This is a genomic window from Robiginitalea sediminis, from assembly GCF_002198115.1.
In the GTDB taxonomy this organism is placed as follows: Bacteria; Bacteroidota; Bacteroidia; order Flavobacteriales; family Flavobacteriaceae; genus Robiginitalea; species Robiginitalea sediminis.
In genome coordinates this window covers 1,178,439-1,202,214 of sequence record NZ_NGNR01000001.1, presented here as the reverse complement: position 1 = coordinate 1,202,214, position 23,776 = coordinate 1,178,439, and the positions used below count along the sequence as shown (strand labels likewise).

The following is a 23,776-nucleotide window of genomic DNA, read 5'->3' as shown; positions in this document are numbered from 1 at the left end:
AGAAAAAACACCGCTATGAAACGTATTTTTTCCCTGTTGTTTCCTCTTATATGGCTAACAGGAACATCAAGTCTGTCCGCGGCCGGGCAACCCGGGCCCCGCTCCCCCGAAACTTCGAAAATCCAGATTGCCCTGTTGCTGGACACCAGCAATTCCATGGACGGGCTTATCAACCAGGCCAAGGCCACCCTCTGGGATTTGGTCAATGAATTCACCTATGTCAGGTGCCGCGAATCGAAAACGCCCCTGTTGGAAATCGCCCTTTACGAGTACGGCAATGACGGCCTTGAGGCACGGGAGGGGTATATCCGGCAGGTGGTGCCGTTTACCTCCGACCTGGACGAACTCTCTGCCCAGCTCTTTGGCCTGAAAACCAACGGGGGGGAGGAGTATTGCGGGCAGGTCATCCAAACGGCCATGAACCAACTGGGCTGGAGCCGCAGACCGGGCGACCTGAAGATGATGTTTATCGCAGGGAACGAGCCCTTCAACCAGGGGCGCACCGCCTATGAAACCGTTATGGCCCAGGCACACGAGCGGGATGTAGTGGTCAATACCATTTTCTGCGGGGACTACCACCTGGGGGTCCGTACTCTGTGGGCAGACGGAGCACGTCTTGGCAAGGGGGAGTACACTGCCATAGACCACAACAAGGCCATTGTACACATAGACACCCCTTACGACGATATCATTATCCGGCTCAACCGGGAGCTGAACAAAACCTATATCGGTTATGGCAGTAGGGGGGCCGAAAAGAAGCGCGCACAGGCCGTGCAGGATATGAATGCCATGGAGATGGAAGAAGGGGTTATGGTGGCCCGGGCGGTTTCCAAGAGCTCCGCATTCTATTCCAACAGCAACTGGGACCTGGTGGATGCCTACAAGGATAAGAAGGTAGACCTGGAATCCCTCGAAGCGGACGCCCTTCCTGCCGAACTCCGGGATATGGATGCCCGGGCACTGAAATCGCACCTGGAAGCCCTGCAAAGCCGGCGGAATGCCATTCAGCAGGAGATCGTGGAAGCGAACCTGCAACGGGAGGCCTTCCTGGCAGAAAACCGTAATGAGACGGGGGAAACCCTGCAACAGGCCCTGCTTGAGGCCGTAAAAAAACAGGCGGGTTCCCGTGGGTACCACTGGATCCGCTAAACGCGAAGGAGGATGGTGACGTTGGAGAGAAGTCCGGTTTCCTGCCGATCAGGGGCCGGGCTTTTCATTTTGCCCCCTAGTAGTTGGCTGCCGGGCAATAGCAATCGAAGCGGTTCTCCCGCTTCGGGCCAAAGTCGTACCCCAGGGTAATCTGGTGGAAACCGCCATTGTCCAGGCGGATATCACCACTTTGATAGGAGTAGTTATAGGAGAACATGAAGCGGTCTACGTTTACACCCACAATAGGGGTAAACAGCTGCAGGCGCTGCTCGCCGAATTCCCCGGCGGTGATAAATTGTGCCCCATCGAAACTGCGCCGGTAGGACAGTCCGCCCCAAATGGTTCCGAAGCCCACATCCTTATAGACCTTGGCGTTGATATCGATGGTTTTCTCCTGGGTAAAATCGGTGAGCTGGAACAACACTGAGGGTTCTACGCGAAGGCTACTCTGCCCAAATACATACCCCACGGAAAACAGGTACCGCCTTAGGTTGTCTATCACCGGGACGTTATCCGGGTCTGCCCGGCCAATGCGGTAAAGCTCCCTTTTGCTTTCCAAGAGGTTGAGGATGGCAGCATGGGCATAGAATTCCATATAGGAATAGGACATGCCCAGATCCACATTAAAATACGTGGCACTGATTTTGGAGCCGGTCACTATAGGGTCGGGCACCACCGAACGGAATTCGGTTTCGTCCAGGCTGCTCTGCAGGATGGTCGGGCTGATCCCGAAACTGAGTTGGTTCAGGATACGGATGTCCTCCCCGAAGGGCAGGTGGTGGGCATATGTAAACTTAACGCCGGTTTGGGCATGGTAGCCGTTGGCATCGTTAAAGAGAATTGCCCCTATCCCGCTGCGCGTCCCGGGAATGCGGTAATGCGCGTTAATGGTCTGCATATTGGGGGCTTCCTCCACGCTAAACCACTGTTTGCGGGCCGTAAGGCGGATTTTCCCCCCTTCTCCAATCCCCGCCATGGACGGATAGACCAGGTAGTAATTATCGGCCAGGTAGTCGAAATACACAGGGATTCCTTCCTGGGCCCTCACCAGGAACGGGAAAAGGCAAAGCAGGACAGGTAAGGCGGAGAGGAAGCGCTTCATGCAGTAGGTCTGGGCACGCAAAGGCGTTAGGGCTTTAAATATAGTGTATAACGGAAGAATCTGCACATTATTATGCCCTGCAAACCCTGTAAAAGCCGTATTTTTGGACGCAAAACAGCAGCTATGAGCGATTACGTCATCACCGTTCAGAAAACCAATAACCCGGCTATCCTGAAATTCGAGGCCAACCAGGCCCTGGTACAGCACGGCAACTACGAATACGGCAACATAGATGAGGCCAAGAATTCCCCCCTGGCCCAGCAGCTCTTCCACCTTCCCTTCATCAAAACCGTATATATCTCCGGCAATTTTATCGCCATGGAACGCTTTGATATTGTGCAATGGGAAGACGTCAAGGATGCCGTGGCCCAGCAACTGGTGGAATACCTCAACGCAGGGGAGCCCATCGTGCTGGAATCGGAAAAACCCACACGCCTCCCCGTAACGGTTTACGCCGAGGTAACCCCCAACCCCGCGGTCATGAAATTCGTGGCCAATAAAAAACTGGTCGATACCGTCTTCGAATTCAAGGATATCGACCAGGCAAAGGATTCGCCCCTGGCGCGCAAACTCTTCGAATACCCCTTTGTCAAAGAGGTCTTTATGGACCTGAACTATATCTCGGTTACCAAATACGAGGTGGCAGACTGGAACGAAGTGAGCATGCCCCTGCGCGAATTTATCCGGGAGTACCTGGCAGACGGGGGCACCGTGATCAGCGAAGGTGCGGTCCAGGCCCGGCAGTTCGCTACCCCTCAGGGAACCGCCGCAGATTCCGATCTGGACGAGACCTCCCGGGAAATTGTGGGCATCCTGGAAGAATACGTCAAACCGGCCGTGGCCAGTGACGGGGGGAACATCGTTTTCCAGTCCTACGAACCGGAGAGCAAAACGGTAAATGTCATCCTTCAGGGCGCCTGTTCCGGATGCCCTTCCTCCACCTTTACCCTGAAAAACGGGATCCAGACCATGCTGCAGAACATGCTGGGAGACAAGGTGTCCGAAGTGGTGGCCATCAATGGATAAAAGGCGGGAAACCCTTGTGTTTTGCTGCCGGATTTCTTACTTTGAGGAGGAACCATTAACCCTTTAGAAATTATGGCAGTTTTAAAAGTAATCGAAGTATTGGCAAACTCGGATAAGAGCTGGGAGGATGCCGCCCAAAAGGCGCTGGCCCAGGCCTCCAGATCTGTGGAACATATCCGTTCGGTGTATATCAACGAGCAGAGCGCCACGGTAAAGGACGGCAAAATAGACCAGTATCGCGTGAATGTCAAAATCACCTTCGAAGTGAAGTAGCGCCCTGCGCGATGCAACCGGAACGAGGCGCCCCAACGGGCGCCTTTTTTTAAATTCAACCCTGAAGAAATGGAAGGAAAAACCCCGAATGCCCTCATCTCGGAGACCAGCCCATACCTGTTGCAGCACGCCTACAACCCCGTGGCCTGGATGCCCTGGGGCGAAGCGGCGTTGCAGCGGGCTGTCCGCGAAAACAAACCGCTGCTGATCAGCATTGGGTATGCCGCCTGCCACTGGTGCCATGTCATGGAAAGGGAGTGTTTCGAAGACCCGGAGGTGGCAGAAGTCATGAATACCCGGTTTATCCCCGTTAAGGTGGACCGGGAGGAGCGGCCGGATGTGGACCAGATCTATATGGATGCCCTCCAGGTGATGACCGGTTCGGGTGGGTGGCCATTAAACGTGGTAGCCCTCCCGGATGGACGGCCGTTTTGGGGAGCCACCTACGTGCCAAGGGAAAAATGGATCAGTGCCCTGGTGCAATTGGACCGCCTCTTCCGCAACGAAGGGCAGAAGGTGGCAGACTATGCGGAGAACCTCACCGATGCCGTACGGAAAATCAACCTCCCGGAACCGGAAACCGGAACAGGCCTTCCTACCCTCCAGGCCATGGAGACTTGGGTGGGGCAATGGAGCCGCAGGTTTGACCCGGAATATGGGGGCAGCCAGGGTGCCCCTAAATTCATGATGCCCGTAACCCTGCGCTTTCTGATGCATTGGGGGCAGGAGCAGGAAGACCAGGGCGTATCTCAGCACGTGAGGAACACCCTTACCCGGATGGCCCATGGTGGGTTGTACGACCCTGTTGGAGGCGGGTTTGCACGGTACTCCGTAGATGCGCGCTGGCATGTCCCCCATTTTGAAAAAATGCTTTACGACAATGCCCAACTGCTGGGCCTGTACGCCCAGGGATACGCCCGCTTCGGCGATGCGCAGTACCGCCAGGTGGTCCGGGGGACCATCGATTTCATCTATGCCGAGCTCACCTGCCCCCAGGGTGGGTACTATGCTTCCCTGGATGCCGACAGCCTGGACCCTGAGGGCAACCTGACCGAAGGGGCCTACTACAGGTGGCGCGAAGCCGAGCTTCGGGAAATCCTGGGGGAAGACTTCGACTGGTTCAGCCAGGTGTTCCACATCGATGCATTCGGGCACTGGGAAGACGGCTATTATGTGCTGATCCGCACCGATACCAACCCGGAGGCAGCCCAGGCCCTGGGCATGGAGACCGAGGCTTTCGAACAACGCCTCGAGACCGCCCTGAAGGCCCTGGCATCCCATCGGAGCAAACGGCCGCGCCCCAGGCTGGACAACAAGGTCCTGGTATCCTGGAACGGGCTTTTGCTGACAGGCCTGGCCGATGCTTACCGCTACTGCGGTTTCCCGGATGCCCTGGAAGCGGCAGTGTCTCTCGGGGAATTCCTCTACGGGCTCATGGAGCCAGAGGGGCGCCTTCCCCATGGGTGCGCTTCCGGCTCCCCCAAGGGGAATGGGTTCCTGGAGGATTACGCCGCCGTAATGGAAGGGTTCCTGCACCTGTATACCGTAACCCTGGATATATGTTGGATGGAACGGGCAAAGACGCTGCTCTCCTATGTCATGGACCATTTTTCCGAATCGGGCCAAGCCCAGTTTTACTTCAATTCGGACCAGGACCCGGAACTCATAAGAAGGAGCGTGGAAACGGCAGACAATGTAATCCCTGCCTCCAATTCCACAGTGGCTCACGCCCTGGTACAATTGGGGGTTTTCTATGGGGAGACCGCCTGGATCCGGCGTGCCGAGGCCATGCTCGGCTCCGTGGTACCGTCTATGGAACGCTACAGCGGGCAGTACGCCAACTGGATGCGCCTGGGGCTGCTGCGCGCCCGGCCTCTGCGGGAAATCGCCATTTGCGGGACGCAGGCCCGGGGGTTGCTGGCCGAAATCGGGAACCGGTACCTGCCCCAGGTTTTGCTCGCAGGGGCGGAAGGCCCTTCCGAGGCTCCCCTTTTCCAGGGCCGCTTCGACCCCGGGCAAACCCGGATTTATGTCTGTGAGGAAGGGAGCTGCAAACAGCCTGTAGCCACGGTTTCCGAAGCCCTGGACGCTCTGGCTTAACACTTCCTTAAACAGAAGAAGTCCCTTCAGTGCGTACCTTTGCACTGCAAAAAAAACTTAAAAACCGAACTGTACACCTATATGGAAACTCTCGAAAACTACCGCTCCTACCTGGACGAATTCATCAGCTGGTTCTGGGAATTTTTACCCAACCTAGTTACCGCAGCCATTATCCTGGTGCTCGGCCTTTGGGTTATCCGGATCATCAATGGATGGGTACGCCGGTTTTTCGACCGGAAGGATTACGATGAGGCACTGGAAACCTTTTTGCAAAGCTTCATTAAAATTGGCCTGAAGCTGCTGCTCTTTGTGCTGGTAATTACCCAACTCGGGGTGAAGTCCTCATCCCTGGTGGCGATGGTAGGGGCAGCCGGCCTGGCTGTAGGCCTTGCCTTGCAAGGGTCCCTGGCGAACTTCGCCGGGGGGGTACTCATCCTGGTTTTCAAACCCTTCCGGGTCGGGGACTTTATCTCCGCCCAGGGGGTGGACGGGACTGTGAAGGAAATATCCATCTTCACCACCAAGCTCAACACCTTCGGCAACCAGGTGGCTATCCTGCCCAATGGGAAACTCTCCAATGAGAACATCATCAATTTCAACGCAGAGGGTACCCGTCGCGATAAAATAGATGTCGGCATCGGCTATGGGTCGGACATCCGGAAGGCAAAAGAAATCCTGCTGGAAATATGCCGCGAAGACGGGCGCATTCTTGAGGAACCCGTACCGGAAGTCTATGTGGGCCGCCTGGCAGACAGCGCCGTGGAGCTTTCCCTGAGGTTCTGGGCCAAGAACGAGGATTTCTGGGCAGCGCATTTCCACGTCCTGGAGACCCTGAAGCTGCGTTTCGACGCCGAAGGCATTGAAATCCCCTTTCCCCAGCGGCAGGTGCATATGGCTTCCAGCGCAAAATAGTTGTATATTTCATTGAAATTTAGTACCTTATACTGTTAAATGCAGATGATATGAAGACATGGATATGGGCCCCCGTGCTGCTTTTCAGCTCCTGGGCCGCTTTTGGACAGTACAACGGAAACAAAGAAATGCGGCACCATGGGATGCTGCACATTGTGGAATACGAGCTCCCCATCAACGGGAGCCCTTATGTAGATGAACTCTACAAAAAAGGAACCATAACAATTGAGAACCCACAGGGCACCCTGGTAGAGGAAAAACTCATGCGCTTTAACGCCTTTACCGGAGACATGGAATACCTGTCGGAAGGCACTGCCCGAGCCCTGCTGAAACGGGAAAATATCACCGTAACCCTGGGAGACCTGGTCTACGAGGTCCATCCGTATAAAGTGCGGGGGGAAATTTTCCGGGCCTACTTCAACCCGCTCAACGCCAAGGACCAGAAAGTGGTCCTGTTCCAGCGCCCCCTGAAGCATTTCCGAAAACCCAAAATGCCGGATCACGGGTATGAAGATGCCCGGGAGCCGGAATATTTCGATGCCTCTACCTATTACCTCAGTATCGATGGGGCAGCCATGGTGGAGGTAACCCTCAACAAGCGGGACCTGCTCAGAAACCTGGAAGCCCACCGCAGCGAGCTGGCCGCCTTTATCGAGGATAACGATCTCAACCTGAGGAAGCTCTCGGATGCCGTGGCAGTGGTCAATTACTATAATTCCCTGGAGGCCCTGAATTAACCTTTACCCCCACCGGGGATAAAGTCTTTGAGGTAATACGGCTCAAAGTAAGCCACATCTTCGAACAGACCCTTTGAATAGCGCTCATGGGCCATCGGCCCCATGGTCTTTGCTGTAGGCATGTGTTCCGGATAACACTGAAAGGAAGGACCTGGCAGGAGTTCGCCGGCTTTCGCAGCCCCGCTGCCCAGCAGGTGGACGGGTCCGTCCGGGAGGTATTCGGCAAAGGAGTCCGCTGTAAGGATTTCGGCCCGGGTTTCCCGAAGCGGACTGATATCCTTGGAGTACACCGCAGCATAGACTTCCATCCGCCTGGCATCGAGCATGGGTACCAACACCCCCTGTTCCACCCGGAGGGTCCTGGCCAGGATTTCCAGGGTAGGCAACCCGATTAGCGGGATCTCCAGGGCGAAGCAGAGGCCCTTGGCAGCGGAAACCCCAATGCGCAAACCGGTGAAGGACCCTGGCCCTTTCCCCACGGCAACCGCATCCAGGGCTGCAGGTTCCAGACCCTGGTCCCGCAACACCTCCGCTATAAAACCGTGCAACTCCTCCCCATGGGTATACGCATCGGTCCGGTCCTCCCGCATGGCCAGCAGGCGGTCGCCCTCAAAAAGGGCTACCGAACAATTGGTAGACGCCGTTTCCAAACACAGAAGTATTGCCATGGCCCAAAGATAAGGACCCGCCCTTCGTTATGAAAGGCGGGTCCTGAAAAGCGTGTCTATGACCTGTTACAATTGTATGGGCAGGCCAAAATAGAATTCCAGCACCTTGATGCGGAAGATATAGTCGTACTTGGAACGGATCACTTCGGCTTCGGCATTGTCCACGCGCGCCTGCGCCTGGCTGTAATCGAAGGCGTTCATCAGACCCACTTCATAGCGCTCCTGGGCATAATCGAATGCCAGGCGGCGGGCCTCCAGGGTTTTCTGGGCTGCCTCGTAAGTCTTGGCCGCATTGCTTACATCCACATATGCCGTATTGATATTGGATTCCAAATCCAGTTTGTTCTGCTCCAATTGCAATTCGGAACGCATCAGGTCAATCTGGGAGCGCTTCACGTTGTTGCGTGTGGTATTGCCATTGAAAATGGGGATAGACAATTGTGCCCCGTAGGAAATACCGTCATTGAGCCAAAGCTGGTCGGCAAAACTTACCTCCCCGCCGGTAAGCGGGTCGCGGGTCTGGTCGGAATACCGGGTATTGTAGTTGAAGAAGGCCCCCAGGGTTGGAAAATAAGCGCCTTTGGCAATCTCCAAATCCTTCTTAGCCAGCTCTACGTTAGACTCCGCAAACTTGATATCATTGCGGAAGGTCATGGCCTTGTCGAAAATCACCTTTGGGTTGTTATCCAGGACTTCGGTTGCCGGGACGTCGAACGCCTCGTCGGCGATGTCGAAATTCTCATAATCCGTGATCTGCAACAGCTGGGCCAGGGCAATCCGGGAGAGCAAAACCTGGTTTTCCCCATTAACGATCTGCTGCTCCTGGTTGGCCGCGGTCGCCTCCACTTCCAAGAGGTCTCCCCGTGGTAAAACCCCAGCATCGACCTGCTCGCGGGTACGGATCAGGTCCTGTTCGGTCACGGCATACTGGGCTCTGAAAACCTTCAGGGACTCCTTGTTGGAGAGCACCTGCAAATAGGAATTGGCCACATTCAGCCGGATATCGTCCTTGAGGTTGTCCAGGCGATACTGGTTGGCCAGGGCGTTCATCTTGGCCCGTTGCAGGCGTTTGACGTTGCGCAGGCCGTCGAAGAGGTTCATAGTGGCCGTTGCGTTACCGGTAGCCGTAATAATGGTCGTGGTTACCGGGGCATTGGTGGTTGGGTCGAAGGTAAGACCCGTGTTCCCGCCACCCTGCAACTGGGCATTTACCCGGGGCAACAGCCCGCCAATGGCGTCGGATTTGTCTATCCGGGCATTGTCCAGGTCCAGTTCGAACTGCTGGATGGTCAGGTTGTTCTCCACGGCATAGGTCACACACTCTTCCAGGGTCCATTTGCGCATTTGCCCGCTGAGGGACCCCAGCGATAAAAGGGCAATGGCAAGTAATAGTCGAAATTTCATGATTCGTTTTTTGATTAATTCAAAGCGTTGATTGTATAGCAGGTTGCGTCAGGGTCTACTCTTCAGCCTCCTCTTCCTCTTCCCCCCGCTTTATGGGCTCTGTTTTGTTCCAGATCTTAACCTCGTCTTCCATCTCGAGGCCGGAAACGATTTCCACATTCACCCCGTCGGAGATCCCCACTTCGATTTCGCGGCGCTCAAACTGCTGGTCGCCGGTGGCCACCTCCACATACGGTTTGTCGGTTTCCCGGTCGAATTGCAACAGCGCTTCGGGAATTACCATGATACTATCCTTTTTCTCCAGGGTAAGGGAAGCGTTGGCACTGTAGCCGGCACGCACCATCACACTGTCGTTAACCGTTACATCCCCTTCAATCTTGAACTGTACGGCACCGGCCTCTTCCACACCCTTGGGGGCGATAAAGCGCAGGGTAGCTTCGAAGGTCTGCCCCTCGATGGCCCCCAGGCTGATTTCCAAAGGCATACCCAGGCGCAACTTGCCTACCTCGCCTTCATCTACCTGCCCTTCGAAAATCATATTCCCAAGGTCGGCGATGGTGGCGATGGTGGTCCCATCGTTGAAGTTGTTGGACTGAATAACCTGGTCTCCCTCTTCCACGGGGATTTCCAGGATGGTACCATTTACGGTGGCCCGGATATTGGTGTTGGCGCTGGAGGAGCCTCCGGCCGATCCCTTCAGGATGATCTGGTAATCTGCCCGGGCATTTTCCAGCTCCTGAACGGCCTGGTCGTACGCCAGTTGCTGATTGTTGAACTGCTGGTCGGAAATAACCCCGCGTGCATGCAGCGTTTTGTTCCGGTCGTATTCGATCTTGGTATTGTTCAGGGCGATCTCCGCATTGCGCACCCGCCCGCGGGACTGGTTCAGGGACTGCTCGTTGGGCACCACCTTAATGACGGCAATCAGGTCGCCGGCGCGAACCTGGTCGCCCTCTTCCATATAGATGCGGTCGATAATCCCCGAAATCTGCGGCTTGATCTCCACTTCTTCTTCAGGGACCACCTTGCCTGTTGCCACGGTTTTCCGTTCGATTTTGGAAATAAAGGGCTTCTGGGTTTCGTAGGTGACGGCTGACTTGCTGTTGGTCTTGATAAAGAAGACCGCGGCGCCCATCGCCCCGAAAACCAGGATGGCGATCAATGCGTATTTCACAAACTTGTTCATCGTAGTAGTTGTTGGTATTTAATGTTTCTCTGTTTTACGTTTTATTCTTCCCTGAGGGCATCTATGGGTTTAATGCTCACGGCGCGCTGGGCGGGGATTAGCCCGATAAGCGTCCCGAGGATCACCATCACCAGCAGGGCCCCGATAACCAGGGGTATGGGTACGGTAGGGTTGGTATAGGGGAAATCTGTATTACTGGCTGTCATCATATTGATGATACTCAGGACACCCGCCCCGAGGATAATCCCGATAACCCCGGCCAGCATGGTAAGGAATACCGATTCCAGGATGATCAGGGTGCGGACCTCCCCGGGAGTAGCCCCCAGGGCCCGGCGGATTCCGAGTTCCTTGGTGCGTTCCTTTACAGAAATCAGCAGGATATTCCCGATACCGATGACCCCGGCCAGGATGGTGGCCAGACCCACAATGAGGGAGAGGAAGGTAATCCCCTGGGCAAAGCCCATAATCCGGCCGAAAATCTCACCCAGGTTGAAGGACCCAATGGCCCGCTCATCGTCCGGGTGTACCCGGTGGATGCTTTTCAGGACCCGTTTTACGTCCTTCTCCACCTGCACCACGTCGGCATCGTCGTAGGCGGCAATGGTAAAAAACTGGGCCGATTCCCCGGTATTGTATAGTTTCTTAAAGGTGTTGAAGGGGATAAAAATATCGCCGTCGGTACCAAAAGGGGTGGTTTGGGAGAATTTGTGGACCCCCACCACCTGGAAATAGACATTTTCTACCCGGATGTACGCCCCTATGGGGTTTTCGTCCTCTTCGAACATTTCCTGTTCCACCCGCTCGCCTATCACGCATACCTTCCGGGAATACTCCATATCCTCTTCGTTGATAAAGCGACCCCCGTCGTAGATCTTCTGGGTGGCCATTTTGGCGATTTCCGGGAAATACCCGTAAACCGGATAGGAGTTGGATTTCAGGCCCCGGACGGTAAGGGCAGCTTCCCCTCCGAATACCCCCTTGGTATTGACCGGGGCGATATACTCGATTTCAGGGATTCGGTTGCGAAGCACTTCGGCGTCCCCCACCTTGAGCGGTACGGCACGGCCAATCTTAAACCCGCCGTAGGGGATACTGGTCCGGTTGGTCCAGGCCCAGAGGGAGTTCTTGGCAACAGTCTCGAAATTGCGTTCAAAACCATTGTCGAGGCCTTTGGCCGCCCCGGCCAGGGCAATGTAGATGAAGATCCCCCAGAGTACCCCGATTACCGTAATGATGGTACGGGTCTTATTCTTTCCGATGGAACCGAAAATCTCCTGCCAGGTATTTTTATCGAATAACAATCGCATCTTATTCGTCTCTTAGGGCTACAATGGGTTTGATCCGCGCCGCACGCCGTGCTGGCACATACCCGGCAATGGCGCCGAATACAATCAGCAGGACCGTGGCGAATACCGCCACCCCGGTACTGATGTAGGGGTTGGTGATAAAGTAGTCGTCGGCCAGGGAATCGCCGAGGGAACGCAACAGGCCGATCCCGATGAGCATCCCCACAAACCCGGAAACCGTGGTTATGAAGACAGACTCCAGCAGGATGGTGTTGATCACGCTGCGAGGGGTAGCCCCAATAGCCTTGCGGATCCCGATTTCCTTGGTGCGTTCCTTCACCACGAAGACCATGATATTGCTGATGCCGATGATCCCGGCGATAATGGTCCCGAAGGCCACGATGGTCACGATCATCTGCAGTACCCCGGCAAAATCCTGGTTTTGCTTAAGGTTGTCGGTCACGTTCCGGATGAAGATCGCATTGCGGTCGTCCGGGTGGATGAATTTCTTGTCTTTCATATAGCGCTCCAGGTTGCGCTCCAGGGCCATGGCCCCGGTATAGCCCAATTCGGGCTTGAACTGCACCACAATCTGGCCGATCTCGTCAGTATTTTTCTCGATGAGCTGGCGGGTGGTATAGGGGATGTAGATCTGGCGCTCCTCGTTGTCGCCCCCGTCGTCCTGAAAAACGCCGATTACCTTAAAAACACTCCCCCCCACATCGATGTATTTCCCGATGGCATTTTCGGTCCCAAACAGGTCGATCTCCACCAGGCGGCCGATAACCGCGTTGCGGGTTTTATCCTCTACGTCCATCTGGTTCAGGTACCGGCCCTTCATCATGATGGTCTTCTCGGCAAACTGCTGCCCCCAGTCTACCCCAATGGTGGTGTAGTTGTTGGATTCCTCCTTGTATTTCACCAGTGCCGAGCGGAAAATCCGGGGCGAGAGGTGTTCAAGGAACATGGGGAAATTTTTCTTGATGTCCTCCAGGTCGGTGTTATCGAATTCGATGGTCCGGTTGGACTTATACCCCTTGTAGGGCATGGTGGTCCGTCCGGGGAAGACATAGAGGACGTTGGTGGCGTCCTGGGAAAAGAACTCGTCGAAGGTATTGATCAGCCCGTTCCCCATCCCATAAAGGGTAATAAAGATCAGGATCCCAAGGGAAACCGTAAACCCGGAGAGGAAGGTCCGTAGTTTATTCTTGCGGAGGGTGATAAAGATTTCGCGCCAAGTATCCCTACTGAACATATTCGGAAGCTCTTACCTGGTCGATTTTTTTGTCCTCTACAATAACACCGTCGCGGAGGTGGATAATCCGTTTGCACATATGGGCAATGTCCTCCTCGTGGGTCACTACCAGGATGGTGTTGCCCTGGTCGTTGATTTGTTGGATCAGGTCCATGACCTCGTAGGACGTGGTACTGTCCAGGGCCCCGGTAGGCTCATCGGCCAGCAGCACCTTGGGCTCGGCAGCCATGGCGCGGGCAATGGCCACACGCTGCTTCTGCCCCCCGGACAACTCGCTCGGCAGGTGGTTGGCCCACTCTTTCAGCCCTACCTGTTCCAGATATTTCAGGGCTTTGGTCTCGCGGTCCTTCCGGCTTACTTTCTGGTAGTAGAGCGGCAAGGCCACGTTTTCCATGGCCGTTTTATAGTTGATCAGGTTAAAAGACTGGAAGACGAACCCGAGGAACTTGTTGCGGTACCGGGCGGCCTTGGTCTCACTGAGTTTTTCGATTTTCACCCCGTCGAGGATGTAGTCCCCGGTGTCTGCCTCATCGAGCATCCCCAGGATATTGAGCAAGGTAGACTTGCCGGAGCCGGACGAGCCCATAATGGCCACGAGCTCCCCCTCCTCTGCCTTAAAGTTAATCCCTTTCAGCACATGCAGGGAATTGCTCCCCATCTGGTAGGACTTGTGTAGATCTCTGATTTCAATCATGGTTGGTGTCTTTCTAAGAGGCCGAACAAAGGATTAGACCACACAAGGGCGGTTTTGTTACAACCTTTTTGTGAATATTATGTTAAAGTAATCAGAGGCCGGCACCCGAAGGGGTCAGGGCATTCCAGACCTTGATGGCATCGTCCTCCCCAATGCCGGACTTGACCTCCACAAAAATCCCGTCGCTGATGCCCAACTCCAGGTCGCGGCGCTCGAACTGCTGGGACCCTACCTCTACTTCCACATAGGGCTTCTTGGTCTCCGGGTCGAATTGAACCAGGGCCTCCTTCAGGGCCAGGGCGCTGTCTGCACGCCCCAGGATGATGGACGCATTGGCACTGAGGCCGGCGCGGATAAATACGCTGTCGCTTTTCTTCAGGGTCCCTTTGATCTCGAACTGGATCGCGCCGTTTTCCTCGTTACCCTTGGGGGCGATGTAATCCAGGACAGCATCGAATACCTGGTCTTCTATGGCCCCAACGGTAATCTCAAGGGGGAGGTCCTCCCGGATCTTGCCCACTTCGGATTCATCTACCTTCCCTTCGAAAATCATCTTGTCAGTGTCTGCAATAGCGGCAATGGTGGTGCCCTCGTTAAAGGTATTGGCCTCGATGACCTGGTTCCCGACTTCTACAGGAACTTCCAGCACCATGCCGCTAACAGTGGCCCGGATCAGGGTATTGGCGGCGCTGCTCAGCCCGCTGGTGGTCCCGGTCTTCACAATATCGTAGCGCTTGTTGGCGGCGGCGTAGCCCTGCTTGGCCTGGTCGTAATCTACCTGGGCGCGGTCCAGGTCTGCCTGGGAGATGACGCCCTTTCGAAAAAGGGTAAGCTGACGCTCGTAGTTACGCTGGCGGTCGTTGAGGGTAATCTTGGCATCCTGGATGGCGTTCTGGGCATCGTTCAGGGCACTGAGGTTGGGGACCACTTTGAGCTTGGCGATGAGATCGCCGGCCTTCACGTAATCGCCCCCTTCCACATAGACCTCTTCGATAACCCCGGAAATATTGGGTTTGATGAGGACTTCTTCCAGGGGGAGGATACTCCCGGTTGCCACCGTTTTACGCACTATATTCTGGCGGGTGGGTTTCTCGGTCTGGTATACCACCGGGTCTTCCGAGTTCTTCTGGTACAGGTAATACATGGCTCCCCCAAAGGTGACCAGGATCAGTACCAGGATCAGGATGGTTGCGGATTTTTTCATGGCAGTGTTGGTATTTTATCTGTTAGTTCTGATGATGAATTATTCGTTTCTGAGTGCGTCAATGGGTTTCACGCGGATGGCGCTCTGGGCGGGGATAAACCCGGCCAATAGCCCCGAGAGGATCAGGATAACCAGGGCGCCCGTTACCACGCCCAGGCTAACGCTGGGGTTGGCGAACATGTCTACGGGTCCGCTGGCGTCCAACAGGGAGTTGACCCCGTAAATGAACAAGGCCCCCATGGCAATCCCTGCCATTCCTGAGATAATTGTTAAAAACAGGGACTCCAGCAGGATCTGCTTGCGGATGCTCCAGGGCTGCTCGCCCAGGGCCCGCCGAATCCCGATTTCCTTGGTGCGCTCCTTGACCACGATAAGCATGATGTTGCTCACCCCGATAATCCCGGAGAGCAGGACCAGGATACCCACGAAATAGGCGATAAAACGCATGGCCCCGAAGAGGCTTTCCACCCGGTTGTACTGTTCATACAGGTCAAAATAGCCAATGGCCCGCTGGTCTTCGGGGTGTACCTTGTGCTTTTCCTTCAGCACGGACACGATCTGCTCCTTCAGGGAGGTGATGGAGGTGCCGTCCTTGGCCGTAATGGCCATCCAGCCCACGTTGTCGGCCCGGTTAAAGGCCTGGGAGAAGGAGGTAAAGGGAACAAAAATCTGCTTCTGGCCCTCTTCCCCGTCTCCGTCATTCGATTTTTTCTTATAAGTCCCTACCACCATAAAGTTCACCCCCTGAATCTTGATGTAGGTGCCCAGGACTTCTTCTCCCTGCTCGTAGAGCTCGGCTACCACCCCTTCACCAATGACGGCCACCTTGCGTTTCTCCCCTATATCACTGTGGTTGATAAAGCGTCCCGAGGTGATGCCCATAGGGTCCTGGTTGATGATCTCCGGGTAGTCCCCGTATATATTGTAGGCCCCGGTTTTGATGCCCCGGACTACGTTGCTCCCGCCGCGGAAGCCACCGAGCTGGTTGCGGGGAGAGATAAAGCGCAGTTGGGGGAACCGGGTGCGGAGCACTTCCCGGTCTTCCACCTTAAAGTTGAAGTCGCGGTCCTTGGGCAGGCCTTTATAGGCCTTGGTGGTACGGCGGGTCCAGATAAACATGGTATTGGTGGCGATATCCCCGAAATCGGCCTTGATGCCATTCTCAAGGCCACGGCCGGCAGCCAGCAGGATAATCAGGATCAGGATACCCCAAAACACCCCGAAAGCGGTCAGGACCGTGCGGAACCAATTGCTGGTAAGCACCTCTAATATTTCCTTCCAACGATCTCTGTTAAACATGGCTCGGTTTGTAAATGGCGTTGTTATTATTCATCCCGCAGGGCTGTGATGACCTGTACATTGGCCGCGCGCCAGGCCGGGAAAAAGCCCGCTATGGTCCCTGCCAGGATAAGCACGGCAACCGTGGAGAGGGCCACGCTGAGGTTTACCGAGGGGTTCATGATGTAGTCCACCTCCACATGCGGGCCAACCAGCTCCAGGAGCCCCATACTGAAAATGAGCCCAAGGAATCCGGAGATGGCGGTAACGAAGATGGCTTCGTGCAGAATCATCCCCACAATAGACCAGGGCTTGGCGCCCAGGGCCTTGCGGATCCCGATTTCCCGGGTGCGTTCCTTGACCACGATCAGCATGATATTACTCACTCCTACTACCCCGGCTATAATGGTACAAATCCCGACAAACCAGAAAAAGAGCTTAATGTTTCTGGTGAGGCTGTAATAGCGCTTAGCCTCCTCCAGGGCGCTCCAGACCTGGATGGCGCTGGTATCTTCCGGGGCCACGGTATGCGCCTGCTGCAGGTACGACTGCAACTGGTCCTTGAAGGCTACGGCTTCGGCAACAGCCTGGTCGAACGTTTCGGCCGGCGGCAGGGTATAGGCCAGGTTGTTGATGCGGTCTCCCCCGTTAAAGACTTTCTGGGCGGTATTGAGCGGGATATACATCCGTTCTTCCTCCCGCTCCTCCTGCTCCTTGTAAACCCCCACTATTTTGAACGGGAGGCCGGAGATGTCGATATACTCCCCAATGGGGGTCTCCAGGCTCCCGAAGACATCCTGGCGGATTTTCTGGCCGATAACCACCACCTTGGCGGTATTGTCGTGGTCGGTCTGGTTCAGGAAACGGCCTTCGCTCATTTTGGCGTTCTCGATGAACTGGAACTGGGGAGAAACCCCCTGCACCCCGTAAACCAGGGCTTCGTTTCCGTAGGTTACCGATATGCCATTGACAAAATTCCGGGGCGAGCTGAATTCGATCCTCTCCCGGTTCATCTGGTCCCAGTTTTCGTAATTCTCGTTGCGCAGCTGGATTCGCCTGCCCGGGTTCATCCCCTTGTACTCCATGGACGTCATCCCCGGCCATACCCAGACCGAGGTGGCCGCGTCCTGTTCGAACTCATGGGCAATGCCATTGCGCATTCCCTGGCCGAAGCCGAGAAGGATTACCAGGATAAAGATGCCGGAGGCAACGGAGAGACCCGTGAGGAAGGTGCGCAACTTGTTTTTTCGAATGGTATCGAAAATCTCCTGCCATCGTTCTATGTCGAACATGGGGTTGGTGTTTTTTGATTTGATGAAAAGCCTGCAGGCCTATCTAATAGACTTCAGGGCCAGTCATTTGTTACACCGGCAGTTCGGGAAAATATGTTAAAGTTTCAGGACTTGAGCTTCCGGTACACCAGGAAGATGATGGCCCCAACCAGGATATAGGGGATGGCCATGAGGTACACAATCCCGTTGTTGATCCCTTCGGCCACTGCGTTGTCTCCCCCACTTTCGAGGACGGCACGGCACATGGCGCACTGGGCCTGCACAGCCGGGGCTGCAAAAAAGAGGGATACCAGTAGCGGCAGGGTCTTTTTCATGGCCTAATAGGGGTAATAGGGTGAGATCATCAGGTAGACCACTACCCCGCTTACCGCCACGTAAAACCAAATAGGGAAGGTGATGCGCGCCAGTTTGCGGTGCCCTGCAAAATCCGAGAGGTACGCCTTGGCATAGGTCCGCAATACCAGGGGTACGACAGCTATGGAGAGCAGGATATGGCTGATCAGGATAAAATAGTACAGCAACCGGAGGAACCCTTCCCCACCGTAGGGGGTAGATTCGGAGGTCATATGGTATACCACATACATGACCAGGAAAAGCAGGGACAGCCCGATACAGGTGCCCATCAGGTTCTGGTGCGTCCGGCGTTTACCGTTGCGGATGGCCCAGAGGGCCGCTACCAGCAAGACGGCCGTAAGCCCGTTGATTGTGGCGTAGATAGGAGGTAAAAAACCAAGGGGTTCAGCCCCCGGGATCTTCACCCCGAAGAGGATGGCCACCACAACCGGGATAGCGATAGAAATAATCCAGATCCATCGGTTAAAAAGGCGTTCTTTCTGCGTGCTTTCAGTTCCCATAAGGTGCTTCCAAAAGTTTCTCAATATCTTCCAGCAGGATGCTGATTTGTTCGGTTTCCCCAATCTCGTTGGTTTCCTGCCCCGGAGTAATGGCGCCCCTGTAGTATACAATGGGGTTTCCATAATCGTCCTTGCGAGAGCGGATATACCCCTCCTTGTCTATAAGGGCAAAAAGGCCGGAGTGCTCGAACCCGCCGGGCACTTCGGGCATTTCAGCCGCAAAGATGTTATACCCCGCATTGGCCAGGGCGTAAATACTGTCCTGAGACCCTGTAAGCAGGTGCCAGTCCATATCGGTAATGCCATAGCGCTCGGCATATGCCTTTAGCACGGCCGGAGTGTCGTACCTGGGGTTGATGGTAAAGGAGGCGATCCCAAAATCGTCCCGGTCCCCGAAAGCCTCCTGCAGGGTAAGCAGGTTCCGGGTCATCACCGGACAAATGGTGGGGCAGGTGGTAAAGAAAAACTCAGCCACGTATACTTTGCCCCTGTAATCGGCATCGGAAATCATCAGGCTGTCCTGGTTGAGCAGGGTAAAGGCCGGTGCCTTGCGCCGCTCCCCGTTCAGGGTGATGTACTCCAGGGGGGCATTGCTCATGCGGTCCCGCTCTACTACGGCTCCCCGCCCGAGACGTTCCATAATCTCCGGGACGAAAATGATCCCGAAAACCAGGATCACAGCTCCGACCCAGATATAGTTGTATTTCTTTTTTGCTGCCATGGCATTGTCCTACCCCTGCCCGCCCGGGCGTGAGCTTACCTGTTTTTTTTCAAGGCCAGCCGGTATTCGGCCAGGATTATCTTAACGTCGTCTACCATTTTGTTATTCAGGTCTGCCACAGAGGTGGCATCGAACCCAAACTTCAGTCCCTCATCCTCGTCCTGGGAGCGCCCCCTGAGGTTTCGGTCCTTATCGATAATAAAAACATAGGGACTGGCACCGGATGCGTCCAGGTTCAGGTTGGTCCCAAGGCTTTGGAAGAGGTGCTGTATTTCCCCGCTATCACCATAGACAAACCGCCAGCCTTTCAGGTCTGTAAAAGCTGCGAGTTCCTTCTTCAGGCCTTCTACCTGCGTTTCGGAACCCTTGGGAACCACCATGAGCATCTGGAAATCCGTAAACTCGTAAAACCGCTTATAGATCTTCTGGTTCAGGTTAAAGGCCACACCCTTTTTGTTGTCGATATCCGTGCCCAGGAACCCCAGGATGGTAATCTTGCCCTGAAGCTGCTCCTGCGTCCCGAAGTCCTGAAGGGTAGCCACAGGCCCACTGAGTACCGGCAGGCGACCAAACCGGTTTACCCCCGAGGCAAAGAAGAGGTACACCACCAGGGGGAGGATAAATAAGACCGAAAGAACAACTGTCTTTTTCATGAGCAAACGGGAGTACAAAAATAAAAAAAGACGGCCGTAAGACCGTCTTTCCAAATGCTTTATTTTCCCTTAGAAGTTCCAGGCCATAAACCCGTCCTTCCAGACATTGTAAATGTAATCCGCTTCAAAGAGGAGGATAAACACCAGATAGGCCACCAGGAAAACCGGTGTCCAGACAATGGCCCGGCGCAGGGAAGCTTTCTCATCCCGAAGGTGCATAAAGTCCCAGGCAATATAATAGGCCTTCACCAGGGTCAGGATGATAAAGATCCAGTTCAGGAGCTTCATCCCGATAAAGTAATTATCCGTCAGGAACTCCGGCTTGGTAATCCCCAGAGCTACTTCTATAGCTGTTACGATAGAGAGGAAAATCAGGACGCCCCAGATCTTTTGGGTATTGGACTTGAACTTGAGCAGCCCCCTGAATATTTCGAGTTTATGATCGTGTCCCATTTAAACAGGTCTTATTTTGCGTGCGTTAGAATTATACCAGGTAAAAGAAGGTGAATACGAAGACCCATACCAGGTCCACAAAGTGCCAGTAAAGCCCCACTTTCTCCACCATTTCGTAATGTCCCCTGCGCTCGTAGGTGCCCAGGATGATATTGAAGAAAATGATCACGTTGATCACCACCCCGGAAAAAACGTGGAAGCCGTGGAAGCCGGTGATAAAGAAAAAGAAGTCGGCAAACAGGCGGCTGCCGTATTCGTTGCGGATCAGGTTCGCACCTTCCACTACCAGGCGGCCATCCTTGATTTTCTGCAGGGACTCTTCCCGGTTAAGGACGGTTTTCTCCCCGGCCTCATTCAGTTGCTCCGTACGGATCAGGATGTTCGGGTTGGCACGAAGGCCTTCTGCTACTTCCTCCAGGGAATAACTCGGCAGGCTGCCTTCGGATTCGAACCAAAGCCCCTTACTGCTCTGGTGGGCTTCGCGGGTCTCCGGTAGGGAAACCGCGAAATCTGCCAGGGCTGCGCGTTCCCCGGTGTCGGCCTTAACAAACTGCAGGATCCGGCCGCCCCGGGTTTCCACTGCGCCGTAGTCGCCGCGGATAAAGGTAGCCCATTCCCAGGCCTGGGAACCCACGAAGATTGCACCCCCAATGATGGTCAGGAACATGTAGAGGATCACCCGGTTTTTCATCATCCGGTGACCGGCATCTACCGCGAGTACCATGGTCACCGAGGACATGATGAGGATAAAGGTCATAAAGGCCACATAGTACATGGGGAAATTCCCATGGAAAAAGGGCACGTGGGTGAAAACCTCATCGGCAATCGGCCAGGTTTCGATAAACTTAAATCGGGAAAAGCCATAGGAGGCCAGAAATCCGGAAAAGGTAAGCGCATCGGAAACGATGAAAAACCACATCATCAATTTTCCGTAGCTGGCCCCGAGCGGGCGGTTACCGCCTCCCCAAACTCTGCCTTCCGTACCGGTCGTTACCGTTGATTCCATAGATTCAATTAGGGTGTTAAGAGAATTTTAGCAAAAATACATTTTTTTATCTGTTTCAAAAGCCCTGTTTCCGCGCATTTGTCCGCACCGGATTCAGCGGTAGAAATAAAAGAACAGGATCAGGTAAAGCCACAGCAAATCCAGGAAATGCCAGAAGGTTACCCCGAGTTCCATCCCCAGCATGCGGCCCGGGCCGTAACGCCCGCGAAACTGTTTGTAGATCACCACAAGCAGGGAGATAATCCCGGCCACCACGTGCAGGATATGCACGGCGGCAATCAGGAAGATATAGGAAAGGGTCACGCTGCTGGTGGGGCCGGTAAAATAATACCCGTACCCGACCATTTCGGAAAACCCCATAAACTGGGAAACGATAAAGGCTACCCCCAGCAGGAGGGTAAGACCCAGCAGGAGCCGGCCAGACTGCTGGTTATTGGCCCGGACCACGCGAACCGCCAGCCAATAGGTCAGGCTGCTGGCCAGGAGCAACCCGGTACTGACCCAAAAGGCCCCGGGCAACTGGAAATCGCGCAGCCAATCTTCCCGGGTGCTGCTCACAATGTAGGCACTGGTCCAGCCCGCGAAGGTCATCAGAAGGCTGGCAATGCCAAACCAAAGCATCATCTTTTGGGCGCGCGCCTGGGGGTTTTCTTTCTGTGTTTTCACGGTATCGTTCTTCATGAGAGGAATTTATCTGCTACATATACGATTTGCATCAGGCTGATGTAGGTAACGCTGCTCAGCATCAGGCTCCGTGCAGACTGCCGGTCTCTCTTCTCGTAGAGCCTCAGGGCGAACCACAGCATGACCAGGCCCATCAGGAAAATAATCACAGCCGATGGCACGGTAAGGGAAAGCCTGCCGGTTATGCCAAAAACGGGGATGATGGAGATCACAATCATCCAAATGGTATACATAATAATCTGTACTGCCGTTCCCGTGTCCTTTTTCCCGGTGGGCAGCATTTTAAACCCACCCCTGCGGTAGTCTTCGTCCAACATCCAGCCAAGGGCCCAGAAGTGCGGGAATTGCCAGAAAAACTGGATCATAAACAACGTCCCCGGTTCTATGCCAAAATCGTCGGTGGCCGCCACCCACCCGAGCATAAAGGGGATAGCCCCGGGCAGGGCCCCTACAAATACAGCAAGGGGGGTAATGGTCTTCAAGGGCGTATACACACAGGTATACAGGAAAATGGACAGGGCGCCGAACAGTGCAGTACGCGGGTTGAGCTGGTACAGCATGGCCACACCTGCAAGGGTCATAAGGATGGCAATAATAAGGGCCGTGGGGACTTTCATGCGGCCCGAGGGGATAGGTCGGTGGCGGGTCCGGTGCATGAGGGCATCGAGTTCCCGTTCAATGACCTGGTTATAGGCATTGGAGGCTCCTACCATACAATACCCTCCCACTACGAGCAGGGCCAGGGGTTGGAGACCGGGGGTTTCCGCCCCCAGGAAATAGCCGGCCACGGCCGAGAAGACCACACTTAAAGCCAGTTTGGCCTTGGTGATCTCTTTAAAGTCGGAATAGGCTGTCTGGAGGGCACTAGCCCGGACAGCCCCGGTGGCGGATTTCATACACGTTTCCTGTCGGCGTGCAAAGATACGGACCGACCTGCTTCTTTCCAACGTCCTTTTTGCGGAAATCCCGACAGGTCAATCCAATAGAAAGTGGATGGGGACTGTATAGCGAACAGGTACGGGGATACAGGCAAAATCCGTATAGCGCATTATCCTTAAACAAAGGACCCCGGCCTGTGGGCCGGGGTCCTTTGTTATACTTCGAAAAGCGCTTACTGAAGCTTAAACATAATCGGGATGGAGAACGGTACGCGTACCGGACGCCCACGTTGCCTTCCCGGGGTCATCTTCGGCAGTTTCTCGATAATGCGACGTGCTTCAGCTTCCAGGTTTTTATCCGGGCCACGGAGGCGGATATTGCCAATGCTTCCGTCTTTCTGGATGGTAAACATTACGGCTACCCGTCCCTGAATTCCCATTTCCTGGGCAATTTCAGGATAGCGGAAGTTCTTGCGGATATGCTTCTGCATCATTTCGTTAAAGCAGGCCTTTTTGTCTCCGGCACTTTCGCACCCGGGGAAAACCGGCACGTCCTCAATGACTGCAAAGGGCACTTCTATATCTTCCTCGATTTCTTCAACCTCGACGTCTTCTACTTCGATAATCTCTTCTTCCTGGCTGGTTTCCGTAGATTCGATAACCGTCTCTTCCACTTCCTCCTCGTCCTCAACGACCTCAATTACCTCAGGGGCAGCAGGAGGCGGAGGGGGCGGAGGGGTTTTGATCTGTTCGGTCATCGGCACCTCTTCGTCCAGCAGTTCCTCAACATCCATGGAGATGTCGTAATCATTCGCCTCGTCGTAGGTTTTCCATTCCAGGGCTACCCAGACCAGCCCCATCACCACGGCCAGACCCAGCACAAAGTACAGGCTGCTGTTCTTTCTCAGGTCGGCTTTCGGACTCTTTTTCAATTCCATGTTATCGTCAATTTGATGCTCGC

General features: G+C 54.7%; 25 protein-coding genes. 6 read left to right on the top strand and 19 right to left on the bottom strand.

What is annotated here, in order from left to right:
* The first annotated feature begins 15 nt into the window (after positions 1-15).
* Positions 16-1,149: a vWA domain-containing protein gene (locus CA832_RS05360; protein WP_088340500.1), complete on the top strand. Its 1,134-nt coding sequence runs from the start codon at positions 16-18 to the stop codon at positions 1,147-1,149.
* A 76-nt stretch (positions 1,150-1,225) separates the two neighbouring features.
* Here CA832_RS05360 and CA832_RS05355 read toward each other — a convergent pair whose 3' ends face one another.
* Positions 1,226-2,251 (bottom strand): PorP/SprF family type IX secretion system membrane protein, encoded by a 1,026-nt coding sequence (locus CA832_RS05355; protein ID WP_088340499.1) that lies wholly within the window; start codon positions 2,249-2,251, stop codon positions 1,226-1,228.
* A gap of 123 nt (positions 2,252-2,374) precedes the next feature.
* On the opposite strand from CA832_RS05355, the gene CA832_RS05350 reads away from it, so the two are divergent.
* From CA832_RS05350 to CA832_RS05330, 5 genes are all read left to right on the top strand, one after another.
* A complete protein-coding gene (locus tag CA832_RS05350; protein WP_088340498.1) occupies positions 2,375-3,277 on the top strand; it encodes a NifU family protein in 903 nt (300 codons plus the stop codon).
* Between the two features lie 72 nt (positions 3,278-3,349).
* Positions 3,350-3,550, top strand: coding sequence for a dodecin family protein (locus CA832_RS05345; protein ID WP_088340497.1), 201 nt, complete (start codon positions 3,350-3,352; stop codon positions 3,548-3,550).
* 69 nt (positions 3,551-3,619) lie between these two features.
* Positions 3,620-5,650, top strand: coding sequence for a thioredoxin domain-containing protein (locus CA832_RS05340; protein WP_088340496.1), 2,031 nt, complete (start codon positions 3,620-3,622; stop codon positions 5,648-5,650).
* An 81-nt stretch (positions 5,651-5,731) separates the two neighbouring features.
* Complete coding sequence (locus tag CA832_RS05335; protein WP_088340767.1) at positions 5,732-6,562, top strand: mechanosensitive ion channel family protein; 831 nt, start codon at positions 5,732-5,734, stop codon at positions 6,560-6,562.
* Between the two features lie 50 nt (positions 6,563-6,612).
* A complete protein-coding gene (locus tag CA832_RS05330; RefSeq protein WP_088340495.1) occupies positions 6,613-7,299 on the top strand; it encodes a hypothetical protein in 687 nt (228 codons plus the stop codon).
* Here CA832_RS05330 and tsaB read toward each other — a convergent pair.
* The 18 genes from tsaB to CA832_RS05240 form a co-directional block, all read right to left on the bottom strand.
* Positions 7,296-7,967, bottom strand: a complete 672-nt coding sequence (tsaB, locus tag CA832_RS05325; protein ID WP_088340494.1) for a tRNA (adenosine(37)-N6)-threonylcarbamoyltransferase complex dimerization subunit type 1 TsaB — start codon at positions 7,965-7,967, stop codon at positions 7,296-7,298. The genes CA832_RS05330 and tsaB overlap by 4 nt on opposite strands.
* 66 nt (positions 7,968-8,033) lie before the next feature.
* Positions 8,034-9,371, bottom strand: a complete 1,338-nt coding sequence (locus CA832_RS05320; RefSeq protein ID WP_088340493.1) for a TolC family protein — start codon at positions 9,369-9,371, stop codon at positions 8,034-8,036.
* A gap of 55 nt (positions 9,372-9,426) precedes the next feature.
* A complete protein-coding gene (locus CA832_RS05315) occupies positions 9,427-10,557 on the bottom strand; it encodes an efflux RND transporter periplasmic adaptor subunit (protein ID WP_088340492.1) in 1,131 nt (376 codons plus the stop codon).
* A gap of 41 nt (positions 10,558-10,598) precedes the next feature.
* Positions 10,599-11,864, bottom strand: coding sequence for an ABC transporter permease (locus tag CA832_RS05310; protein ID WP_088340491.1), 1,266 nt, complete (start codon positions 11,862-11,864; stop codon positions 10,599-10,601).
* 1 nt (position 11,865) lies between these two features.
* Positions 11,866-13,098 carry an ABC transporter permease gene (locus CA832_RS05305; protein ID WP_088340490.1) on the bottom strand — a complete coding sequence of 411 codons (1,233 nt, stop codon included), beginning with the start codon at positions 13,096-13,098 and terminating at the stop codon, positions 11,866-11,868.
* Positions 13,088-13,792, bottom strand: a complete 705-nt coding sequence (locus CA832_RS05300; protein WP_088340489.1) for an ABC transporter ATP-binding protein — start codon at positions 13,790-13,792, stop codon at positions 13,088-13,090. The genes CA832_RS05305 and CA832_RS05300 overlap by 11 nt, the downstream gene beginning before the upstream one ends.
* A gap of 91 nt (positions 13,793-13,883) precedes the next feature.
* A complete protein-coding gene (locus CA832_RS05295; protein ID WP_088340488.1) occupies positions 13,884-14,996 on the bottom strand; it encodes an efflux RND transporter periplasmic adaptor subunit in 1,113 nt (370 codons plus the stop codon).
* Between the two features lie 39 nt (positions 14,997-15,035).
* A complete protein-coding gene (locus CA832_RS05290) occupies positions 15,036-16,295 on the bottom strand; it encodes an ABC transporter permease (RefSeq protein ID WP_088340487.1) in 1,260 nt (419 codons plus the stop codon).
* Between the two features lie 26 nt (positions 16,296-16,321).
* Entirely contained in the window at positions 16,322-17,566 is a 1,245-nt protein-coding gene (locus CA832_RS05285; RefSeq protein ID WP_088340486.1) for an ABC transporter permease, read from the bottom strand.
* A gap of 104 nt (positions 17,567-17,670) precedes the next feature.
* Positions 17,671-17,880: a hypothetical protein gene (locus CA832_RS05280; protein WP_088340485.1), complete on the bottom strand. Its 210-nt coding sequence runs from the start codon at positions 17,878-17,880 to the stop codon at positions 17,671-17,673.
* Between the two features lie 3 nt (positions 17,881-17,883).
* The gene (locus CA832_RS05275; RefSeq protein ID WP_088340484.1) at positions 17,884-18,420 is read right to left on the bottom strand and encodes a DUF420 domain-containing protein; all 537 of its coding nucleotides are present in this window, start codon (positions 18,418-18,420) and stop codon (positions 17,884-17,886) included.
* Complete coding sequence (locus tag CA832_RS05270; RefSeq protein ID WP_088340483.1) at positions 18,410-19,141, bottom strand: SCO family protein; 732 nt, start codon at positions 19,139-19,141, stop codon at positions 18,410-18,412. The genes CA832_RS05275 and CA832_RS05270 overlap by 11 nt, the downstream gene beginning before the upstream one ends.
* A gap of 35 nt (positions 19,142-19,176) precedes the next feature.
* Positions 19,177-19,794, bottom strand: a complete 618-nt coding sequence (locus tag CA832_RS05265; protein WP_088340482.1) for a hypothetical protein — start codon at positions 19,792-19,794, stop codon at positions 19,177-19,179.
* A gap of 69 nt (positions 19,795-19,863) precedes the next feature.
* Positions 19,864-20,247, bottom strand: coding sequence for a cytochrome C oxidase subunit IV family protein (locus CA832_RS05260; RefSeq protein WP_088340481.1), 384 nt, complete (start codon positions 20,245-20,247; stop codon positions 19,864-19,866).
* Positions 20,248-20,278: 31 nt separating this feature from the next.
* A complete protein-coding gene (locus tag CA832_RS05255; protein ID WP_088340480.1) occupies positions 20,279-21,253 on the bottom strand; it encodes a cytochrome c oxidase subunit 3 in 975 nt (324 codons plus the stop codon).
* Between the two features lie 93 nt (positions 21,254-21,346).
* Entirely contained in the window at positions 21,347-21,934 is a 588-nt protein-coding gene (locus tag CA832_RS05250) for a cytochrome c oxidase subunit 3 (RefSeq protein ID WP_088340479.1), read from the bottom strand.
* Positions 21,931-22,833: a heme o synthase gene (gene cyoE, locus CA832_RS05245; protein WP_088340478.1), complete on the bottom strand. Its 903-nt coding sequence runs from the start codon at positions 22,831-22,833 to the stop codon at positions 21,931-21,933. The genes CA832_RS05250 and cyoE overlap by 4 nt, the downstream gene beginning before the upstream one ends.
* A gap of 215 nt (positions 22,834-23,048) precedes the next feature.
* The gene (locus CA832_RS05240; RefSeq protein ID WP_088340477.1) at positions 23,049-23,753 is read right to left on the bottom strand and encodes an energy transducer TonB; all 705 of its coding nucleotides are present in this window, start codon (positions 23,751-23,753) and stop codon (positions 23,049-23,051) included.
* Positions 23,754-23,776: the final 23 nt, after the last annotated feature.

What these genes read in the sequence shown, in the direction of transcription:
- CA832_RS05300 (WP_088340489.1), bottom strand. Translation starts at nt 13,792, where the DNA reads ATGATTGAAATCAGAGATCTACACAAGTCCTACCAGATGGGGAGCAAT.
- CA832_RS05280 (WP_088340485.1), bottom strand. Translation starts at nt 17,880, where the DNA reads ATGAAAAAGACCCTGCCGCTACTGGTATCCCTCTTTTTTGCAGCCCCG.
- CA832_RS05240 (WP_088340477.1), bottom strand. Translation starts at nt 23,753, where the DNA reads ATGGAATTGAAAAAGAGTCCGAAAGCCGACCTGAGAAAGAACAGCAGC.
- CA832_RS05250 (WP_088340479.1), bottom strand. Translation starts at nt 21,934, where the DNA reads ATGAAGAACGATACCGTGAAAACACAGAAAGAAAACCCCCAGGCGCGC.
- CA832_RS05305 (WP_088340490.1), bottom strand. Translation starts at nt 13,098, where the DNA reads ATGTTCAGTAGGGATACTTGGCGCGAAATCTTTATCACCCTCCGCAAG.
- cyoE (WP_088340478.1), bottom strand. Translation starts at nt 22,833, where the DNA reads ATGAAATCCGCCACCGGGGCTGTCCGGGCTAGTGCCCTCCAGACAGCC.
- CA832_RS05330 (WP_088340495.1), top strand. Translation starts at nt 6,613, where the DNA reads ATGAAGACATGGATATGGGCCCCCGTGCTGCTTTTCAGCTCCTGGGCC.
- CA832_RS05290 (WP_088340487.1), bottom strand. Translation starts at nt 16,295, where the DNA reads ATGTTTAACAGAGATCGTTGGAAGGAAATATTAGAGGTGCTTACCAGC.
- CA832_RS05355 (WP_088340499.1), bottom strand. Translation starts at nt 2,251, where the DNA reads ATGAAGCGCTTCCTCTCCGCCTTACCTGTCCTGCTTTGCCTTTTCCCG.
- CA832_RS05260 (WP_088340481.1), bottom strand. Translation starts at nt 20,247, where the DNA reads ATGGGACACGATCATAAACTCGAAATATTCAGGGGGCTGCTCAAGTTC.
- CA832_RS05320 (WP_088340493.1), bottom strand. Translation starts at nt 9,371, where the DNA reads ATGAAATTTCGACTATTACTTGCCATTGCCCTTTTATCGCTGGGGTCC.
- CA832_RS05350 (WP_088340498.1), top strand. Translation starts at nt 2,375, where the DNA reads ATGAGCGATTACGTCATCACCGTTCAGAAAACCAATAACCCGGCTATC.
- CA832_RS05285 (WP_088340486.1), bottom strand. Translation starts at nt 17,566, where the DNA reads ATGTTCGACATAGAACGATGGCAGGAGATTTTCGATACCATTCGAAAA.
- CA832_RS05275 (WP_088340484.1), bottom strand. Translation starts at nt 18,420, where the DNA reads ATGGGAACTGAAAGCACGCAGAAAGAACGCCTTTTTAACCGATGGATC.
- CA832_RS05345 (WP_088340497.1), top strand. Translation starts at nt 3,350, where the DNA reads ATGGCAGTTTTAAAAGTAATCGAAGTATTGGCAAACTCGGATAAGAGC.
- CA832_RS05315 (WP_088340492.1), bottom strand. Translation starts at nt 10,557, where the DNA reads ATGAACAAGTTTGTGAAATACGCATTGATCGCCATCCTGGTTTTCGGG.
- CA832_RS05335 (WP_088340767.1), top strand. Translation starts at nt 5,732, where the DNA reads ATGGAAACTCTCGAAAACTACCGCTCCTACCTGGACGAATTCATCAGC.
- tsaB (WP_088340494.1), bottom strand. Translation starts at nt 7,967, where the DNA reads ATGGCAATACTTCTGTGTTTGGAAACGGCGTCTACCAATTGTTCGGTA.
- CA832_RS05295 (WP_088340488.1), bottom strand. Translation starts at nt 14,996, where the DNA reads ATGAAAAAATCCGCAACCATCCTGATCCTGGTACTGATCCTGGTCACC.
- CA832_RS05360 (WP_088340500.1), top strand. Translation starts at nt 16, where the DNA reads ATGAAACGTATTTTTTCCCTGTTGTTTCCTCTTATATGGCTAACAGGA.
- CA832_RS05255 (WP_088340480.1), bottom strand. Translation starts at nt 21,253, where the DNA reads ATGGAATCAACGGTAACGACCGGTACGGAAGGCAGAGTTTGGGGAGGC.
- CA832_RS05270 (WP_088340483.1), bottom strand. Translation starts at nt 19,141, where the DNA reads ATGGCAGCAAAAAAGAAATACAACTATATCTGGGTCGGAGCTGTGATC.
- CA832_RS05310 (WP_088340491.1), bottom strand. Translation starts at nt 11,864, where the DNA reads ATGCGATTGTTATTCGATAAAAATACCTGGCAGGAGATTTTCGGTTCC.
- CA832_RS05265 (WP_088340482.1), bottom strand. Translation starts at nt 19,794, where the DNA reads ATGAAAAAGACAGTTGTTCTTTCGGTCTTATTTATCCTCCCCCTGGTG.
- CA832_RS05340 (WP_088340496.1), top strand. Translation starts at nt 3,620, where the DNA reads ATGGAAGGAAAAACCCCGAATGCCCTCATCTCGGAGACCAGCCCATAC.